The sequence below is a fragment of the Dyadobacter sp. 3J3 genome, assembly GCF_009801115.1.
Lineage (GTDB): Bacteria > Bacteroidota > Bacteroidia > Cytophagales > Spirosomataceae > Dyadobacter.
Map to the genome: position 1 here is coordinate 215,840 of NZ_VTOL01000010.1, position 20,851 is coordinate 236,690.

14 protein-coding genes are annotated in these 20,851 nt (G+C 40.8%); 5 read left to right on the forward strand and 9 right to left on the reverse strand.

Annotated features, from left to right (window positions below):
* Positions 1-108: 108 nt before the first annotated feature.
* Entirely contained in the window at positions 109-1,116 is a 1,008-nt protein-coding gene (locus FZF08_RS21940; RefSeq protein ID WP_159473348.1) for a sugar phosphate isomerase/epimerase, read from the reverse strand.
* 49 nt (positions 1,117-1,165) lie between these two features.
* Positions 1,166-5,008, reverse strand: a complete 3,843-nt coding sequence (locus FZF08_RS21945) for a PVC-type heme-binding CxxCH protein (RefSeq protein WP_159473351.1) — start codon at positions 5,006-5,008, stop codon at positions 1,166-1,168.
* Between the two features lie 229 nt (positions 5,009-5,237).
* Between FZF08_RS21945 and FZF08_RS21950 the strand changes: the two genes are divergently transcribed.
* From FZF08_RS21950 to FZF08_RS21960, 3 genes are read left to right on the forward strand one after another with little or no spacing between them, the layout of a single operon-like run.
* On the forward strand, positions 5,238-5,987 hold the full coding sequence (locus FZF08_RS21950) for a YHYH protein (protein WP_159473354.1): 750 nt from the start codon (positions 5,238-5,240) through the stop codon (positions 5,985-5,987).
* 1 nt (position 5,988) lies between these two features.
* Positions 5,989-6,540, forward strand: coding sequence for a toxin-antitoxin system YwqK family antitoxin (locus FZF08_RS21955; protein ID WP_229216641.1), 552 nt, complete (start codon positions 5,989-5,991; stop codon positions 6,538-6,540).
* A 10-nt stretch (positions 6,541-6,550) separates the two neighbouring features.
* Positions 6,551-7,174, forward strand: coding sequence for an SCO family protein (locus FZF08_RS21960; RefSeq protein WP_229216642.1), 624 nt, complete (start codon positions 6,551-6,553; stop codon positions 7,172-7,174).
* 78 nt (positions 7,175-7,252) lie between these two features.
* On the opposite strand, the gene FZF08_RS21965 is transcribed toward FZF08_RS21960, so the two are convergent.
* The 4 genes from FZF08_RS21965 to FZF08_RS21980 all read right to left on the reverse strand — a co-directional run bounded on the left by FZF08_RS21965 (position 7,253) and on the right by FZF08_RS21980 (position 14,448).
* On the reverse strand, positions 7,253-8,851 hold the full coding sequence (locus tag FZF08_RS21965; protein WP_159473360.1) for a RagB/SusD family nutrient uptake outer membrane protein: 1,599 nt from the start codon (positions 8,849-8,851) through the stop codon (positions 7,253-7,255).
* Positions 8,852-8,880: 29 nt separating this feature from the next.
* Positions 8,881-12,366: a TonB-dependent receptor gene (locus tag FZF08_RS21970; RefSeq protein WP_159473363.1), complete on the reverse strand. Its 3,486-nt coding sequence runs from the start codon at positions 12,364-12,366 to the stop codon at positions 8,881-8,883.
* A 214-nt stretch (positions 12,367-12,580) separates the two neighbouring features.
* A complete protein-coding gene (locus FZF08_RS21975; RefSeq protein ID WP_159473366.1) occupies positions 12,581-13,648 on the reverse strand; it encodes a FecR family protein in 1,068 nt (355 codons plus the stop codon).
* Positions 13,649-13,845: 197 nt separating this feature from the next.
* Positions 13,846-14,448: an RNA polymerase sigma factor gene (locus FZF08_RS21980; protein ID WP_229216643.1), complete on the reverse strand. Its 603-nt coding sequence runs from the start codon at positions 14,446-14,448 to the stop codon at positions 13,846-13,848.
* Positions 14,449-14,915: 467 nt separating this feature from the next.
* On the opposite strand from FZF08_RS21980, the gene FZF08_RS21985 reads away from it, so the two are divergent.
* Both FZF08_RS21985 and FZF08_RS21990 read left to right on the forward strand, forming a co-directional pair.
* Entirely contained in the window at positions 14,916-15,869 is a 954-nt protein-coding gene (locus tag FZF08_RS21985; RefSeq protein ID WP_159473369.1) for a heme-binding domain-containing protein, read from the forward strand.
* 2 nt (positions 15,870-15,871) lie between these two features.
* The gene (locus FZF08_RS21990; protein WP_159473372.1) at positions 15,872-16,339 is read left to right on the forward strand and encodes a cytochrome P460 family protein; all 468 of its coding nucleotides are present in this window, start codon (positions 15,872-15,874) and stop codon (positions 16,337-16,339) included.
* Positions 16,340-16,385: 46 nt separating this feature from the next.
* Here FZF08_RS21990 and FZF08_RS21995 read toward each other — a convergent pair whose 3' ends face one another.
* From FZF08_RS21995 to FZF08_RS22005, 3 genes are all read right to left on the reverse strand, one after another.
* Positions 16,386-17,687 (reverse strand): DUF5690 family protein, encoded by a 1,302-nt coding sequence (locus FZF08_RS21995; protein ID WP_159473375.1) that lies wholly within the window; start codon positions 17,685-17,687, stop codon positions 16,386-16,388.
* Positions 17,688-17,703: 16 nt separating this feature from the next.
* Complete coding sequence (locus FZF08_RS22000) at positions 17,704-19,071, reverse strand: aspartate aminotransferase family protein (protein WP_159473378.1); 1,368 nt, start codon at positions 19,069-19,071, stop codon at positions 17,704-17,706.
* Between the two features lie 93 nt (positions 19,072-19,164).
* Positions 19,165-20,835, reverse strand: a complete 1,671-nt coding sequence (locus FZF08_RS22005; protein ID WP_159473381.1) for an alkaline phosphatase family protein — start codon at positions 20,833-20,835, stop codon at positions 19,165-19,167.
* Positions 20,836-20,851 lie beyond the last annotated feature (16 nt).

Genomic DNA, 20,851 nt, shown 5'->3' on the forward strand with positions numbered 1-20,851 from the left:
CTTTTATAATGAAGCTTTAAAGGTAAAAATGAAAACTTTTTCTTCAAAAAACAAAAACCGTCAGATCACTATAAATGAATCTGACGGTTTTTAATAACAATTAACTTCCTAAGCCTTCAAAGCCTTCCGTGCATACTCAACGCATTTAGCCGTTTCCTTCACCGCATCTGAACCAGCAGGAATATCATATTCCAGTTCAATCGTGGCAGGGAATTTATATTTGTTTTTCTGTATCATTTCAAGTGCTGCCACGATTGGCGTGTCACCTTCACCCCATGCAACATTCTGCCCGCCGTTTGCTTTATTTTTTCTGTCTTTTGTGTGCATGCTGACGATATGCTCATGTTTGGCAGGAATAAATACCAGCGGATCGAAACCTGCGGCTACATAATGTCCCATATCAAAATTCATTGCATTGTATTTTGATTGACCAAGCGCAACATCCCAGGCATCAAAAGTCTGTTGCAAATGTCCGTGATAGCCTACGTAAGTTTTATTTTTCGCAGCAATATCACCCAAACGTTTTGTCTGCGCGGGATCAGTCGGTAATTCTACCGTAGCCTGATTAGCGCCCAACGCTTTTGCTGCCCGAAACGCATAATCCACTTCCATATCTGTATTATTTACACCCAACGCCGAAGGTTTGAAAGCATAAATACTTACACCTGCATCGTTGTACATTTTGCGAAGCTGAACGAATTTATCCATTGAAACTTTCGACCTCCATTCGGCCATTTTTTTTGCATATTCTTCTTGCGCCGCTTTTTGTTCAGGAGTCATTTCAGGACGTTGTCCGTTTGGTCCGGGTGCCATGGATGGTCTTGGGGGAGCCGTCGGAGCGCCTGCGAAAGATTCCCCTGTTGGGCCCATTAATTCGATTGCGCTGATATTGCAGTCGATACAATATTGCAAAATCTGCTCTGCGCTGCCCGGCATACTACGCCAGGAATAGGTGATAGCGCCAATTTGCACACCATTAAAAAGCGAGTTTGGCTTGCCGAGATTTTTGATATAAGCGGGTGCACCAAAAGCCGATCCCGAAAGAAGTGCAAACCCTGCCGCTGCCAGTGACGAATTGACTAGAAATTCCCGTCTTGAAATATCCTGATTTTGCATGTGATCTATTTTTAAGTTCTTATCATTTTAAAGCCATTGTCCCGAAAATCTACTTTTGAACCACGACCTGTTTCGTTGTCCGCATATATCCGATCAGATCTGTAATTTCCTTTTCGGACAATGTTTCCAAAAGTCCGGAAGGCATCATGGAAACCGGTGTCACTTCCCGGGTTTGAATGTCCGATTTATTAATCGCAACCGCATCCTGACCAACAATCCGCAAAGTTATTTGTCGGTCAGTTTCCTTGGCAATATTTCCCACATAGGTACGACCGTCCCGCGTCGTCACAACCACCATTTTGTAATCATCCTGAATTTCTCCGCTCGGATCCAGAAGATTTCCTAACAGATAATCAAGATTTGCACGATTAGAGCCGGTAAGTTCAGGACCAATAATACCTCCCTCTCCGTACATTTTATGACAAGGCGCACAGGTCTTCTGAAAAACCAGACGTCCATTTCCCGCACTTCCTCCTGAGACCGTTTTATCCGTCAGCAACGTTTTATATTTTTTGTAGGCTTTTTCATCGAAGGCGACATGGTCGATCGGCCCCCAAACTTCAACAAAACCACTACCCACTACCCTTCTGAGTTGTCTCGCTACATAGGTTGGGATTTCCTTTTTTGATATAACATTTTTAGAAATCGCCTGTGTCAGCAACCATCCTGATTTCGGCCGGGACGCCAGTGTCTGGATCGTTTCAGATTTTTCATCAGTGATAAATTTCGGATAACGTTCAATCAGCAATTTAGCCAAAGGTTCACTATCATAACCTGCCATGGCACGAATGGCATCGAGACGAAGATTTGGATCATCCAACAATCCGGGAAGTTCTTTTACCAGCTCCGGCCTTTGTCTCAAACTTAACAATGCTAACGATTTCCGTCTTTCTTCAACCGTCGCTTTTTTATTTTTCAAAGAAAAAAGCGCATTTTTTGCTGCTTCTGTATCGCCAAAATTCCGGGATAAATCCAGAGCCAATTGTGCCACCGGTTTTTCTTTTAATTTTAGTTTTGCATAAACAGCGGCCCAATTTGCCGGTGCCTTTAAATCCGTTCTTCCTTCCAAACCGTCCCGCATCCCTTCCAGTAATGCTTTCTGATTTCTGGTTGGTTTTCCTATAGCAGTTACCAGTATTTCAACCGCATCAGCATCCACAGCCCGTCTTGCAATGAACTGGGTCAACATCGGAATTTTGCTTTGATTTGCCAATTCCATCGCGTTCGCCGGATTTTCCTTTACCAATGGTTCAATACCGTACCATATCATTTTAGGAAGGTTATGATCTTCACTATCCTCCCCATGCGCGACCAAAGCGTTGGCCAGTTTCCATCTGGAATTCAGATCTATTCTTTGTAATGCCGAAGCCAGATACAAACGAACAACGGCAGATTTATCAGCCTTACCCATTTCTTCAAACTTTGTGATCATCTCAGGCACCGCATCTTTATCCTCATTCAAAAACTGAATAGCCCAGGCCCGGATATATTCATCTTTATCATTTAGCGCATCAAAAAGTGCGCGTGGAGTAAAACCGCCGGTAATTTGCAGCGTCCACATGGCGCGAAGACGCCAATCCGGATTTGAATTATTTTGGTATAAATCAAACAAATGATCGTAAGCCGCTTTTTCCATTTTCCCTTTTGACGCCCGGTTTTGTAAAATAATCCGTGCTCTTCTCGCATGCCATTCACTGGGACTTTCCTGCAATGCAGCCAGTTGCAAATCTGAAAATTTACCAAGATCTGCATAGCGGTCTTTCCAGTTTTCAGCTTTTGAAACCTTTGGCATAATTCTGAAAATCCGTCCTGTTTCTGAATTCAAAACATCGGATCCACAAATATCCGCATCATGCCAATCCAACACATACATGCCCCCTTCCGGCCCGATTTCCATGCTAAAACCTACCCATTGGGCATTATTCGCCATCATAAATTCATCACCATGTTTTCCAACAAAACCGGAACCTTTGGGCACCAGAATATCGGACAAAATACCGTGTTCATGAATATTAGCCATAAATATCTTACCTCTTTCCTCCTTTGGAAAAGCATCGGAAAGGTAGACTCGCGCGCCCCCATGAGCGGAACGATGGCTGTGATCAGCTATTGTTTTGATGTCGTTATAAACGTATGGATTGAAATGCTGTCCACCTTGCCGGTGATAAATTCCGCCCGGAATAACATGCCAGAGATGCGGAATTACGCAAGCTGTCATTAACAATTGTCCTTTTGCATCATAATCAATGCCCCAGGGATTACTAAATCCGTGGGCGACTACTTCAAATTTGTCTTTTGTAGGATGATAGCGCCAGACGCCACCATTAATGTCCGTTCCTTCCCCTTCAAGAATATCCTCAGGAAAAGCATCTTTGTGTTTATAAATTTTCCCTTTTCCCTTTGGCTTACCTACTTTTGACGGCGTAGCAAAACCCTGCAAACCATATAACCAGCCATCCGGTCCCCAGTGAAAACTATTCAGCGTTTCATGCCGGTCGCGAATTCCCCAACCTGTAAGCCGCACTTCAATATCATCCATATCCGCTTTGTCATCACCGTTTTTATCGGGGACAAAAAGCAGATTTGGTGGCGCTCCAATAAATACGCCGTCAAAACCCACGGCCAGCGCCGAAGGAAATGCAATTCCTTCCATGAAAACTTTCCGTTTATCGGCAACACCATCACCGTCCGTATCTTCTAAAATCAGTATCCGGCTATCACCAGCATTGGAGAAACCTTTTCCACGAGATTCGTAATCCTTATTTTCAGCAATCCACATACGTCCGCGGTCATCCCAGCAAAAAGCCATGGGTTGGGTCATCATGGGTTCTGATGCGTAGGCGTTTACAATAAAACCATCTTTAATTGTCATTGCAGCAACAGCTTCCTGAGCACTAAGGAATTTTGCTTCCCGACCTTCTTTTTGTGCAATAGCCCACAGCGCAGCGGTATTGTAAGTACCATTGTTTCCGATAAAATCACCGAATGTTTTTGTCAATCCTACATCGTTGAGTTCTCCGGTATACACAACCAGTTCATGCTTAATTGTTTCGGTTTCGCCCTTTTTGATATGCCAGTCTTCCTTACGCGCTCGTGCGGGACCGGCACCCAGCTGGCCATCAACGCGCCAGGTTTGCGGGTATCCTTTATTTTCAGGATGATCAAATATGGCAATGTGCGCCAGGTCATTTCTTCCCTCCACCTGCATGGCGATATCCACCCACATGGCGGGTTGTCCTTCTGCTTTTTCATTTCGCTGACGGGCTGCATTGATTACTTCCCCTTTGATTCCCTCTTTCCAGGGCATCCGAACGAATAACCCGCCATAATCATATTTTCCGATTGTCACGTCGGTCTGCGCTTCACCATTCCATTCCAGATCCAGTAAATATTTCCCATCTTTTTCCCGCATCGACCAGTTTTGTGTTTCCGTCAAAACCGCCGTTCCGGTAGAATCCAGCAAATCATATACCGTCTGCCATTTCACTTCCAAACCTTTGGCTTCTATCACTTTTGCAGAAACCTTGCGCCAATAACCTGCATCGGGATGGTGGAAATAATCTCTTACATTTACCCGAGTATAACCCCAATAAATGCCAGTCTGATGTTTATGATGGCCGGGGCTATATTCCGTCAAAACTCCTTTGCCGTCAGGAGCAACCAAAGGATGCAGATATGGCCGAAAATTGGCCTTTGCATTTTGTGTTAAAATAGGCTTCGTTTCATTTCCCCTGAAAATACTGATGGTTTCAGCAGATTGATTCTGAACGATTCGTAGTTGGGAATCTTTTGCAAGATTTCCGTTGCTGTCTTTTATTTTGTCCTGAAAAGGATAACCGAAATTTAAAACCAGAAAAAGCAAAAAGAGGGGGACAGATCTTAGAACACTCATATTCGGAATGGATTGGTTTAATTCGGGATCACGGCTTTGCCGCTTCATTATATCAATTCAAAAGAAAAACACTACAAATAAATACTCTGAATAATTACATTAAACCAACATTTTTTTATATAATCAAAATTATTCCCTAAACTTGATCAGGATAGACTTTTGCAAAATTCTCTTGTTACCAGAAAACATAAAATCCGTCCAAGGAATATATTATATAAACTGGAAAATCATGAAAAAATCGCTTCCCATTATTCTGACATTTTTATCTCTTCTCATCTCTGCTTGTAGTAATAACCATGACGACGTTGCAGAAACAGATACGGCGGTCCCCGCCATTTATTCCAAAATTTACGGTGCCAGCAGCATCACATCCGATGGTACTTATATTACCATCAAAACAACCGGTCTTCCTGATCATAAAAGCGTTTATTATGCAACGGGAAACAGCTTGTATGAGAATTTCAGCGGGACTACTTTCGCAGGAAATACTTTCAACAAAAATCCAAATTCTATTTCAGCTCAGTCCTATACTTTCAAAATACCTGTTGACCCAAAAGTTGCAACTACACATGCAGCTACTCCATTGGGCCCAATTGGTGTCTCCCTAAACGGCGTTCCGTTTTTTAACCAATATGCTGGCCCCAACCAACCCCTCACTTCCGAAGCAACGAGTTTTGATCAATATTGGGGACATCCCCAGCAAACCGGACAGTATCATTATCATGTTGAGCCATTATATCTAACGACTGTTAAAACATCCAAATCGGCACTACTGGGTTTTCTGCTGGACGGATTTCCTGTTTACGGCCCGGAAGAAAACGGAACCCTTGTAAATATTGCGTCACTGGATGTATACCATGGACATACGTTAGCAACCACGGATTATCCGGGTGGAATATATCATTACCACATCACAAGTTCTGACCCTTACATCAATGGAAGCGGATTTTATGGCACGGCGGGCACTGTTTCTCAATAGTTTGAATTTCTTATTACTTCTTGTTTTCAGCAGTTGTACCAGCAACACAAAAATCCAAAAAGTCCTGATCAATAAGGAAAAAGGCAATTTCATTTTTAGTAAAGATCGGACCTATCTTGGTAAAGAGCTTTTTACCGGGTATATCTATGCGTTATATCCTTCGGGCGATACGTCCGAAATCTCAGGATTTTTAGATGGTAAAGAGCATGGTGTACGTAAGAAATTCTATCCCGGAGGGAAACTTCGGGAGCAAAGAGAATTTAGTCAGGGAGAAAAAACAGGTATATATTGTGCCTGGTGGGACAATGGGAACAAGATGCTTTTCTACCATTTCAAAAACGACGAATATGATGGAATATGTCAGGAGTGGAACCCTTCCGGAAGATTGGTCAGACAGATGACTTACGTCAATGGACATGAGGAAGGTAGGCAGAAACTGTTTTATGACAATGGAAAGGTGAGAGCAAATTACATCATAGTAAATGGAAGAAGATATGGATTACTTGGGACAAAAAATTGCACCAACGTTTCTGACAGTGTTTTTAAAAATTAGCATACTAATAATGGCGGCAAGTCTGATCACTTGTTCCGGAAGTACCGAAGTGAAACAACTGCCCTATTATAACACATCTGATTTTTCACCCTTATTTCTGTCATCATCAAAAGAAATTAAGCAAAAAGTACAGCATACTATACCGGCCTTTTCTTTTACAGATCAAAATGGAAAGCAAATTACGGATCATCAAATTGATGGTAAAATTCACATTGCCAATTTTATTTTTACAAGCTGCGTCAGTATTTGTCCCGTGATGACCAAGCATTTGCAGCTTATTCAAAAGGAGTTTTATAACAATCCGGAAGTGGCTTTATTATCTTTTAGTGTTACACCCTGGATTGATAATGTATCCAGATTACATCAGTTCGCAGTTCAAAATAAGATTACTGCTTCAAACTGGCATTTATTAACGGGAAATATGAGTCAGATCTACACACTCGCCCGTAAATCCTATTTCGCGGAGGAAGATCTTGGATTCACAAAAGACAGCACTCAGTTTCTTCATACCGAGCATATAATTCTTGTTGATAAACAAAGACGTATCCGTGGGATTTATAATGGTACATTAGAATTGGAGGTGCAGCAGCTTTCGGCAGATATAAGGCAGCTTTTGAAAGAAAATAATTACTAATCGTTATTAAAATGAAAGCGCTGAAAGAAACAATTTCCTTTCAACGCTTTCTACTTCAAATTTCAGTTCTGACAATCCCTAATTCCAGTTGTTAACTATATCTTTTGAAACATTTGGATTGTAATTTTTTTCTACATCCGGGATTGGGAACAGTACGTTTTTATCCTGGAATGGTGATTTTCCGTCACCTGGTTCCGATGCTCTTGTAACATTGATAACTTGCTTGGCAATTCCCCACCGGATCAGGTCAAAATAGCGGGTTTGTTCACCGGTAAATTCCAGCTGTCTCTCCCGCATCAAAATGGCCATCGCATCAGTCTGGCTGGCACCCAAGGATGTATATTGAAATGCATTAACCCTTTTTCTGACCTGGTTGATCAATGCCAACGGTTCAGCTCCCGTTTTTCCTTGTTTGATGTAAGATTCCGCAAGCATAAGTAAAACATCGGCGAATCTGATCACCTGGCCGTTAATGCTGCTTGCTGGCCCACCATAGGTTGCTACTTCATTATAGTATTCATATTTTCTCCAAACATAATATCCCTGCGGATCAGATGCTTTAAAAGGAAATGAAATTTTTCCGGATGCACATTTTTCACAATAAACAGTGTCGCCGCCACTTTCTGCACTTCCATAAAAAGTTGAATATGCCCGTGGATCAGTATAGGTCGAACCTGTTACAGGATTAGTATATTTGAATGCTTTAACCGCCGCAGTGCTAACATACACGTTAAACCAGTCGTTAAATCCATATTCCTGGGCACGATCAGAATGGGTTGCTTTTCCACCCCAGGTTTCCTGTCCACCGAAAACATAATACTGATTACCAATTCCCCAATCGGTCCACGCAGCATTCATAACCTGGAAAATATTTTCAGGACTGCTTTGATTCGATGTACTGAAAAGATTGTCATAGGAAGCATCCAAAGTATAAGCAAAAGGAGCCGTTGTAAGTTGAGTAAATGTGGCCTGCGCCTGAGCAAATTTGCCCTGATAAAGATATGTTTTACCCAACAATGCAAGCGCAGCACCTTTTGTAGCTCTGCCTAAACCAGTGGCTGCCGGATACGTTAAAGGAAGATCCGCAGCGGCAAGCGTCAGATCATTTTCAATAAAACTCCACATCGCTCCTGTTGTCGCACGAGGAAAATAATTGTTGGCGACCGTACTATCGTAGGTCGTGATCAACGGCGCTCTTCCCCACAAATTTACAATATTGAAGTACGCATAAGACCGCAAAAAACGCGCTTCGGCGATAAATTGTTTCGCATCTGCCTGATCCGAAGCAACGGTTGGTGCCCATACATTTGCACGGTCAATCACTACATTGGAGCGCAGAACCAAACGATAAAGGCTATTCCAAAGCTGCCCGATCTGGGTTTGACTTGTACCGAATGAATAATCGGCCAATTGAGCCATATCACCCTGAAGGTTTGTTGTCTTTTTGGCGTCATAACCTAAAAGGTCGAAGATAAAATAATATTCTCTCGACCATAATCCATTGTGTAACAGCGTAGCATAAGTCGCAACAACGGCCTGATTCAGCCCTTCACTTGTGGTAAAATAAGTACTGTAATCATAACTGCTCTGACTTGTAAGTTCCAGTTTTGATTCGTCGCAACCGGCTATGTTCACTACGGCCAGCAAACCCAAAATATATAATGATATTTTTTTCATTTCGATTCTCTTTTAGTAATTCCCAATGATTAAAATCCAAGTTGTATACCGCCCAGGAATGTTCTTGGCTGCGGCAGATTGGCCCTGTCGTCAATACCTCGTGAGAAGATGTAACTTCCTCCACTTTGCGTACTTACCTCAGGATCGTAACCGGTATACTTGGTGATAGTCAGAAGATTCTGCGCTGCTACATAAAAACGGATGCTACTGAAAACGTGTCCGTTACCAATACTGCTGACAAAAGATTTTGGAATGGTGTAACCCAACGTGACATTTCTAAGTCGCATGTAAGCACCGTTTTCCAGCCACCAGTCGGATGGTCTAAGGTTGCCGTCACCAGTTGCGCTTTGTCCAGCTCTTGGAAGAGCAGCGACATCACCCGGTTTTTCCCATCTGTCCAAAATTCCGGTTGTTGCGTTATGTCCGGTAGATTCGTTAAGTGTCACGAATTTAAAGGCATTCAGCAATTTCAATCCCGAAACTCCCGACACTACCATATTGAAATCAAAGTTTTTGAAATTAACTCCGGCATTAAAACCATAAACGATTTTCGGAATCGGGTTACCCAGGATTTTCTGATCTGTTGCATCCACTTTTCCATCGCCGTTGATATCTTTAAAGATAAAATCGCCGGGTAATAAACCTGCCTGATATACCGTCGAAGCATCACCCGATTTCGCTTTTGCTGCTGCATTCAGGGCATCGATTTCCGCCTGATCTTTCGCTACATGATCTTTGTTATATCCATAAAAAGATCCGATTGGAGAACCTGCCGCCGTGTATGTAAAAGTTGGCAAATTACTGAAAGAACCCGCCTGGATTGGTGCAGCGAATTCACTTCCCAAAGAATTTACAATGTTTTTATTGTGTGCGATATTACCATTGATAGTATAAGTCAAACCGTTGCCGGTTGAGCCTCTGTAACCTGCCGAAAACTCGATCCCTTTATTCTGAGCACTAGCGGCATTGGCATATTTACTTGGCTGTGTAGCGCTCTGAGATGCACCGGTACTACCAGGAACCGGAACGCTTACAAGCAAACCTGTACTTTTTCTGTTGTAATAATCAACGGTTACCGTCAATTTATTATGCAAGAAACCAAGATCTAATCCTACGTCAGTCTGATCCGTAGTTTCCCATCGGATGTTTGGATTTGATAAAGTAGTAATCGTAGTACCCGGATTAAATCCTTCATTGGTACCCAAAGAATAAACTAAATTGCCATTAGGATTTCCACTGAAAGTCAGCACATTGGTGATACCAGTCGTAGGTATTGTATTATTTCCGGTGCGTCCCTGGCCTACTCTCAACTTACCATCGGAAAGGAATGACAGATTGTTTTTAACAAAATCTTCATCAATAAATCTCCACGCTAAACCAACACCGTAAAAATTACCAAACCGGTTATTCGCTCCAAAGTTGGACGCACCATCCCGACGAAAACTTCCCGTTAAAACATATTTGTCGTTAAACGAATACATACCACGGGCAAAATAAGAAATCACCGAAGCCCGCGCATAACCATAACTTGACCCCGAAACGGTTTGCGACTGCGCTACGCTAATATTCTGGATTGAATTATTCGGAATATTAGTTCCCTTGGCATCCACACTGGACGAATGTCCCGGATCAAGATAACTATTACCCAAAGTGGCAGAAATCGAATGTTTTCCAAACGATTTGTTATAGGAGAAATAATTTTCAAGTGTGTAAAATGAATAATTATTATATCCCAAGGTGGCCTGCTGCGGTTGTGTCAAATTATTACCGGCAGTGTATCCATATTGATAACCACTATTTTTCCCGCCACCGATTTCAGCTGAAAGCTGCGTTCTGAAACGCAAACCTTTGATCAGATCAACCTCCGCAAACACTTGTGGGAAAAACACAAATCCCTGTGTAACCGGATGGTTCAGATTAATTGCTGCAAGGGGATTGTTACCACCGTTGAAGTCATCAACGTTGGTCGTGTTAGAATAACCACCCGGAACTTTTGGATCCAGAATGTCTTTATAAGGAGAATATGAAACCGCTTCCGTAATATTGGCCAGCTGACCAACGTCCTTTACATAACGTACATTCAAAGTTTGTCCCAAATGAAAACGACCAAGTGACTCATCAAGACTGAATCTACCGTTTACTCTTTTATCCGTATAATTTTTCACAATGGCCTGCTGGTTCATATATCCAAGCGAGAAGTTGTACGTAACTTTTTCGCTGCCTCCGCTGATACTAAGATTATTTTGAGAAACCAAAGCAGATTGAAAAATCTGTTTCTGCCAATCGTTTCTGTCAACCCGAACGTCAGCGCTACCAAATTTTTCTGGTAAAACAGCATTCGTAGTAGACGCGAAATCTTTCAACAGATCAACATATTGTGATGCATTAAGCAAATCCAGCTGCTTCCATGCTTTTGCTACGCCCCATTGTGAAGTGAAATTTATTTTTGGCGCACCTGTAAGTCCTTTTTTTGTTGTGATAATAACCACACCGTTAGCCGCAGCGGAACCATAAATTGCCGTTGAAGATGCGTCTTTCAAAATCGTAATGTTTTCAATATCCTGAGGGCCTAATGTATTAAACATCGTTTTGCTTCCCTGGATACCGTCAATTACGTACAAAGGATCAACACCTGTGAAAGAACCCGTACCGCGAATAAGTATCTGGGAATCCGAACCCGGCGTACCATTGGATTGTAAAACCTGCACCCCGGCGGATTTTCCGATCAATAATTGAGAAGCATTGGTCGCCGTTGTGGAACCCGCATCTTTCGCAGAAACGATATCCACAGCACCTACAACGTCCTTTTTCCGTGAAGTACCATAACCGATAACAACCACTTCATTCAAAGATTTATCATCCGGAGCAAGACTTACGTCAAAAATGGACCTGTCTCCAATGGGTAATTCCAATGTTTTATATCCTACAAAACTGAACACCAATACGGCAGATTTGTCAGCAACCTCAACACTATAACCACCATTAACATCTGAAACTGTACCCGACTGCGTACCCTTCACGCGCACACTAACGCCGGGCAAACCCTCTCCTTTTTCATCTGTAATTTTCCCGGATACCTTAATATCTGCAAACGTTTGCATATCGGCAGAAACCGAAGATTCCTCCTTGGAGGTAACAGGTTTTTCAGCAGTAAGCAAAATCCTTCCCGATTTTGTCAGCTCGTAGGAAATTCCCAATGGCACCAAAAGTGAATTTAAAACGGAAGATAACTTTTGATTTGTCACATGAAAAACCACTTCCCGGTTTGCACTAATTGCCTTGTTACTGTATACAAATTTAACATCAGCTCTACTTTCGATCTGGCTTAAAACTTGCTTCAATTCCGTTTTTTCAACATTAACCGTGACCGTCCGTTCCAAAACTTCCTGTGCTCTTCCTATATGTCCGGCATAAGTGAGTCCTGCGAAGGATATACAAAAAATAATTTGTGTCAACGAAATTTTCATGAGCAGATAGAGACAGGCACGACCTTTTCTTTGTCGATTTTTTTTCATAGTTTCGATTGTTTTTTGTAAAAAAAATAAGTCAGATATTTTCTCCTTCCTGTATCTTGCCGGATACTTGTTAGAAAGAAGGTATTACCAAGCCGGTAGCGTTCAAGCGTTATCGGCTTTTTTTCATCCCGTCCAATTCAGGAAAGGATAAATCTTTGGAGAGTTTATATTCTCATATATGCAGATTGATTTGTTGTTAATTTCTTTAAATTGATCAGTCGCAGCCGTTTCCGGTTATAAGTATTCTGGTACCTTTTATTTCATAACGGGCCGTATTTGCCTTACATATTAAATCCAGTTTGTCATAAAGCGGAATTTCGGATATGTCGCCGGTGAAGGTGCATTTTTCAAGCAGCTCGTTCGCAAATACGATTTCAATACCATATTCTTTTTGAAGCGTTGCGGTGATATCAAGTAAGGAATGATTATTAAAAACAAGGTTGGCTCCTGTAAGATTTTCCGGAATCAGTATGGGTTGTTCTACAATCCCTGTCAGCAAATGGCCGCTTTCGTCATCATAAGAAACTCTTTGATTTGGAGTTAATAAAACTCCCTGGGAGCTTTTTTCAGTTTTTTCGAGGTGGTTATTATGCAAAAAACGATTTTCAAATACAGATACTTTTCCGGTCAGCACTTCCACTTCCGTTGTGAAGGATTCCTTATTTGTTTTAACCCAAAAACTGGTACCCAGAACTTTGGTAACAAGTTTTCCACTATACACAAAAAATGGTTTTGACGGATTTTTCGATATTTCAAAAAAGGCGTCCCCTTCAAGCTGCACCTCACGTTTATCTACCGAAAATACATTGGGATATGATATTCTGCTGCCGGGTGCTAACGTTATCAAACTATTGTCATTCAAACGAATACGCTGAATTGACGATGAATTATTAACCGAGGATTTCAAATTCCCCTTTCGTGAATGCACGACAAGAGATTCGCTCTTCATAGCCACCTGTTCCTGGCTTTTCTTAAACAGGAAAGAAAAACCAAGCAAAAGGATGACCGCCGCTGCAACGCCATATCTGAGGAGGGAAGATTTCCACCAAACGCTATGAATAACCGGTTCGACATCATATATACGTAAGGTAGGCTGATCTATATCCTGACTAATTTTTGCCAAAATTTTCTCTTCCAAAAAAGATTTCTCATCCGTATCTATCGACATGGAGAAATCTTTATTCAGGCTTTCATACCACAAATGAATCTTCGTCATCTCATCTGCCGTACAATTTCCCTGACGGTATCGCAAAAGGAGTTCCTGAATTTCTCGATCTGACATTTTACAACAACTTTACTTTAAAAAAAAATCAATTAGGCTGGGTTATCCACTCACCATACTAACAAGCCGCACAACTGAGCAATCACCCTAAATGATTTTATTTATTCTTCGAAAGTTTATACGATATAGCTATAAATAACTAAATAAACTTCAAATAATACTATCAAATTTTACCTGAAATAATTTAACATGAAGAATTAATGCAGAAAAGCTACGGCCAATGCGAGAATGGATATCAGAATTTCTTTTAAATAAATTCTGATGGATTTAGTGGCTTTGGTAAGATGATATTCAACTGCTTTCTCAGACAAATCCACTTGAACTGCAATTTGTGCGACAGTCAGATGTTGAAAGCGGTTTAATCTGAATATTTCACGGGATTTTGGCGGCAAGACTTCTAATCCCTTATCGATCATTTGTACGAGGTCATTAAAGACAACTGTATTTTCAGTATTAAAATCTTCAAATGAAGAAAATGCTTTATAATATTCAACATAGGTATTCTGGCGACCAGCTGCCCGAATCTGGTCAATTACTTCATAACGAACTGCCGAAAAAAGGTAAAAATCCAGTTGCGAAATCCGAATTGTTTCCCGTTCCTTCCAAAGTCTAGTAAAAATATCCTGAATGATTTCTTCCGAAAGCGCACGGTTTTGCAATTTACGATTTGCTACCGTAAACATTCTGAACCAGTATTCTTTATATATGACAGTAAAGGCATCCCGGTCTCCATTTTTCAACCCTTCAATCAAATCCGTTTCGGATGGTTTTTTATAATCTAACACTGTCAATTTGTTCACAATCAGGCTCTTAGGCAATGCTTAAATGGATAAACGATATTGCAACAAAATTATATTTTTTATTGTAATTATTCTACTTAAATTTTTACACAAAGATTTTCTATTTTAGTTTATTACGCAAAGTAAATTACTATTTGATGCAAAATGTTATTAATTATAGCAATTAAAATTATTTTAATCTGGAAATTGAAAGGTTTTTGTCTGTACTTCTCACCAATACCAGTGGCTGCGAATTTCTATTTTGATATTAATGGACATGATCTTGAATGCCTATTTTAGCTTTCCGTTGTCTGCTTTCAGCGTTGTGCAATTTGAACATTTATAGAGGTTTTAACAAACCAAAGCCGACTGCCGATAGCACAAATTCTCTTACATTTCAATTCGTGATCAGGTTTAATTAATTTAAGGAATCGTTTTTAAAAATCATTTGTTCATGGAAAGAGATATGATTCATAAATGACTGCTTTATGAAAACTGCTAAAAGAAAAACATTATTGATTCTGTCACTTGCAATTGTCCTATTTACCGGACTCCAGTTTGCAGGATCCGACATTAAAAAGACTCCGGTTAGCACTACATTACCGTTTCCACATGATGTCGGGATTATCCTGAAAAAAGCTTGCTACGATTGTCACTCCAACGAATCTCAACTTCTATGGTTCGACAAAATTGCACCTGCTTCCTGGATTGTTTCAAGAGATATTTCAGATGCCAGAAAAGTGCTCAACTTTTCAGTTTGGGACAGTCTGTCTCCTGCTGACCAAAAAGGGAAATTATTTGAAGCATTTAACCAAATTTCTTTGGGTGCCATGCCTCTGAAACAATATTCCGCTCTTCACCCCGAAGCGAAATTAACTGCTAGTGATATTACAATCTTGAAGACTTATATAACCAGTCTGGTTTCTGTCAAAACTTCGGATACTTCGAGAATAAACGCTGCAAATAAACAATACGATGGGTGGATAACTACCAAAACGAACACTCCTAAAGTAAAGCCTGCACCCAATGGCATTGAATATATTCCGGATTTTAAAAACTGGAAGGCGATAAGTACGTCTGATCGTTTCGATAACGGGACGATGCGGGTGATCGTAGCCAATGATATTGCTGTAAAAGCGATTAAGGAAAATCATATAAATCCATGGCCAAACGGAGCAACTTTTGCAAAAATTGCCTGGGAGGAATTGATAGATTCAGCCGGAAATGTACAAATCGGCGAATTCAAGCAGGTTGAGTTTATGATCAAGGACGATAAAAATTATGAAAAAACGGCTGGATGGGGATGGGCCAGATGGAAAGGAATGCAACTGGCACCTTATGGCAAGACCGAAACATTTACCCAGGAATGTATTAATTGCCACAAACCTGTAAAGGATAATGATTTTGTATTCACTCTTCCACTTCATCTTAAATCCAAATGATTATGAAAACTCTTGTGGGGTTGAGCTTTCTCAGCATATTTCTTTTAATAAGTTGTTCAAAAGAAAACTTATATAATGAAAGTGCTTCTTTTGCCGATAGTACCAAAATTACCAGGGTTTTGGAGGAAAAGGTAATTACCGCAATGGCTGATAGAAAGAAAAAAACTATTTCTACTTTATACGGAAACGATATTGCGAGCGAACATGCAAGAAATTCTGCTGATCACCAATATCCGTCCGGTTCAGAATTGTCACTTGTTACCTGGTCACAGAAAGAAGACATTCAATGGTACGGCGCGAACATACCAGGAGAAATAAAATCCATTGAAATTGTAAAATACCAAACTCCTGATTCGGCTACTTTGGAACATTATGAAGGCAAAACATTGCAATTAAGAAAAACAAATTTTGAAATTTCGATGAGTAGAATTGGCTATATTTCAGGTCTTCGAGGTGCCGTTTTACCTTGAAAAGGGCTAATTTTTAAAACTATTACAGTAAAATGTTACTTGATAACTAGGCAAGTGATACCAATCTTTTACCTTCTTCTTTCTTCAAATTTCTTCGATGTTTTTCGAGATATAAATTTCCTAATATCAGCAAAGTAAGGCCAACAGCCGCTTGCAGGTAAGTAAATTGTATCAGAACTTTCGACCAGCTCAACTGCTTCATAAACAATTCCTTAAACAACAAAAGTCCAGCGCTGCCCAGATATCCGATGCTTTCGCACATGTATACAAAAAATCCTGCATTTGCCCTGATCCGGAACAAAGCGATCATCCGATCAAACAGCGCAGACTGGATTACAGTAAAGGCCAAAAACATTCCCGTGCCAATTGTCAGCATCCAGTAAAAACCGCTGATCAGATGCATTTCAAACAGAAAACTGGAAATGCCGCTCATCACGACTCCCGTAAATATGACAAGATTTGTCATTCGGAAACCAATAAGATTGTTTTTGATCAAGGCAAGACTTGCCACGACAATAAGTACCACAAATCCCGTAATCATTTCTGTTTTTGACAAGACAGAACTTACCCATCCGCTGGCTATTTCATTCCAGATTTCTATTGTAAAATTATCCCTGAAATCCCGCCCTACGATCAAAAAAGCATAACAAATGAGTATACATAATAAAGGAAACCCATATTCCTTCAATGCACTTTTTTTATCATGATCCGTCATCGGTTCTCTTTCAGTACGAAGGATTTTATCTTCCGCTGTCGGTGCAGGCATCACATGCAGCATCCAGACAAAAAACAGGAAAAACGGAAGGAATAATAATCCCATCAAAAATGGCATCCAGAATTCTGTAACGTAAGGTAACCAGTGATGCACTTCCAGATACGTTGTTTTCAGCATTCCGGAAGCGGCAATGATGCTGATATTCAGACCCATAGCAATCATCTCGGTAAACCTCCGACCTTCAAGAAAACTAAAAACAACGCCGTAGACCATGCCCAAAGGCAAACCATTTATGAAAAGAAAAACAAAATTATAAGGGTAAGGAACTATACCAAAAAATAACAAGGCAACCTCCGCAACCAGAATCAGCAGAATTATCAGCTTAACTCGATCAGCCGCTTTTAATTCTGAAATGACTTTGATTCCTGCGAATTTTGATAAAGTATAACCAGCAACCTGTGCTAATATCAATATTGATTTATACCCAATCCCCCACAGTTCCAATCCTTGATACAGACCTGAATTAAATGGTTTCCTAAAAGCATACATACAAAAATAGGCACCAAAAGATGCTACAATTGACCAGATAACGAATAAGGTATTTGAGCTTAACAACGCTTTCTTCACGCGCATAATCCGGTATTTTCAATTAATATTTCTCAACCAATGAGGCTACTTCCAAAGCATTTTCCAGAATTAGTAACGCTGCTTTCAACTCCTCGCGCGTAATTGTCAAAGGAGGTGAAAGTTGCAAAACGTTACCTTGAGAAACTTTGAAACTCATGCCGTTTTTCAAACATTCATACATGACAATTTCTGCTTCGTGAACTGCTTTTTCTTTGGTTTCTTTATCTTTAACCAATTCAATTCCCCATAGCAAACCTATTCCACGGATATCACCGATAAGCGGGATTTTTTCAGCAAGTTTGCCAATTTCTTCCTGCATGAATAAAGCGTCGTTCTGCACTTTTTGCAGGATATCGTTTTGTTCAATGAATTCGAGCATCGCCAGTGCTGCCACACTTCCCAACGGACTTTTTTCATGTGTAAAATGTCCCAATGAAATGCTTCCGGCAACATTATAACTTTCACGCGCAACGATTGCAGCCATCGGCATTACGCCTGCGCCAAGTCCCTTACCAAGACAAATGATATCAGGCTGAAAACCGTAATGTTCAAAGGCAAACATTTTACCCGTACGTCCAAACGCAATCGGAATTTCATCTAAAATCAGCAAAACTTTATGTCGAGTACATATTTCCCTCACCCTGTCCCAATAAGCTTGTGAGGGAATTTGAACGTCAGTATTTCTAATTGTTTCAATAACAAACGCACCAATATCTCCTTCTTTTTCAATTACATATTCCAGATAATCAGCGTAAGCTAAATCACTGTCGCCGGAAGAAAGAAATGGTCCGCGGTATGTCATAGGCGGCGGAATTCTTTCTACACCTGGCATCAACGGCCCCATATCCTTACGAAAATCCAGTTCTCCGCCAGCTGAAATTGCGTCCAGTGAGGCACCATGAAATGAATCCCAAAGTGAAATTATTTTATGTTTTCCGGTTACAATCCGCGCCAGTTTAAGTGCCATACTGATTGATGACGTTCCGCCAGGCGCAAACAAAACGCGTTTTAAATCTCCCGGTAATAAAGAACCCAGTTTTTTGGCAAGTTCAATGGCCGGAATATTGGTATAGCGTCTTGGTGAAAAAGGAAGAATATCAAGCTGCGCCTTTATTTTGTCAAGAACATAAGGATTCCGGTATCCAACCTGATGCACATTGTTACCATGGAAGTCCATGTATTTTTTGCCTTGAATATCGGTCAGATAAATGCCTTCGCAAGAAGCCAGAACATCCAGACAAGGCGTTGATAAAGCCTGGTGTAAAAAATATTCCGCGTCCTCTTCCAGATAAGAAAGCGTATCTGCATCTTCAATGACAGCATACCAATTGCTTCTTTCTGAGGTTAAATTAATGTCGCCTTCGGTTCTGTTGTGTTGTTTTTCACTCATTATCTTAAAAATTTCACCAGGTCAGAATTCTTATTCAAGATATTAAAATAACCCGGAACTTTCGCCCCGGGCGGTTTAGGAATAACCGGGTTATTATTTGGTAAAAAGTTTATCGGCAGGAATCAATTGCTTGGTTATGCCTGGACCTTTGTAAAAAGCATCCAGCCAAAAACCACCGCCGTTATTATAGTAATCTACCCGGACCGCATGTTTTCCTGCTGTCAATTCGGCAGAACCCGTTTGTTCCTGAACGCCATGATTTCCATCATTATTGACAATTTCTTTTTCATCAATATAAAGTTTACTTCCATCATCCGACTGTGTAGAAAAAGTATATTTTCCCGGCGTGTCAATCTGAATAAATCCTGAAAACCGGATTGCAAAACTGAAATTTTCTTTTTCAACCATTCCATTGATCTGATCGCGGCTGATATTAAATTCAGGACTAATCCAGCTTGTACCTTTTTTCAAAGTTGTGAAAACAGGAACCTTCGTCAGATCTTTTCCCTGATAGAAAGTCGTATTCAAACCATTGCCCAAACCCGGTTTGACAAGACGAAAATACGCAGTTGAAAGTGGACTTCCATTACCTTTTTCATCAAAGGTTTTTGCTTTTACAACGGTTGTTTTGTTAACGGTAAATGGTGCTTTGTAAATCGCAGACGAAACTTTTGGATCCGTTCCGTCGGTCGTATAGTATGTCACACCTTTTTCTGCTTTTGTATCAATTTTTACCATCGCCGTTTCCGTAGTATACAATCCACCAGCTTGCTGATACAGTTTTCTTTCCGGATAAATAACCGGCTGATCGACAGTTTTTTCTCCCAGATATAAATTCTCAGGTTCAGAAAATCCTTCAAAAACAGGTTTCACCGGGCGGCCGATCCAGGCATATGGCTGTTTTATATTCAAGGCAAAAGCGATGGTAGCAGCCAGGTCATATGTATAAACCTGTTGTTCAATTTGATAACCTTTTTTAACATCCTTACCATAAAAAATACCGGCAATTTCGGCTTCCTGAGGCGTAGCACCGCCATGACCATACCCAATTCCACCGTGATCCGCCCAAATAATAACCAGCGTATTTTCTTCCATTCCCGCATCTTTAATTCCTTTCAAAATCTGGCCGACAATAGAATCTGTTTTTGCTACCGACTGATAATATTCAGGAGAACCGTGGCCTCCATGGTGCCCTGCGTGATCCACATGATCAAAATGGACAAAACCAAGCGTTGGCTTTTTTTCTTTGATATATTTAATAAAATCCGTAGCAGTAGAATCTTCTGTGGAAAAGCGTTTGTCATAATTCACTGCACTTTTTTGAAATAATCTCCCAAAACCATCCCAATGATAAACAGTGCCGATTTCTACCTCCGGTTTTTCGCGGTGAAGTACGCTGAAAATCGTTGGAAAACGACCATCCGCTTCCTGTACAATCGGAGGCAAACTATGATCATCAAGCTCCCAGTCGTTATTGATCACGCCATGCTGCTCCGGGCCAGCACCAGAAATCATGGATGCCCAGTTCTGGCTGCTGCTTGATGTCAGTACTGTTCGTACATTCCATTTTACGCTGCCGTTGGCTATCATATCTTGAATGACCGGTGATTTGGATTTTTGAATTCCATCCGGACTCAATCCGTCCACACCGATGACAATCACGTGTTCAATGCCATCAGGAAATTTTTCACTTTCTTTTTTACAGGAAATAAACAATCCGGCAAAGGCAAGAAAAGTAAGAGTTTTGGAAGTTTTAAATTTCATTACATTAAATATTTAC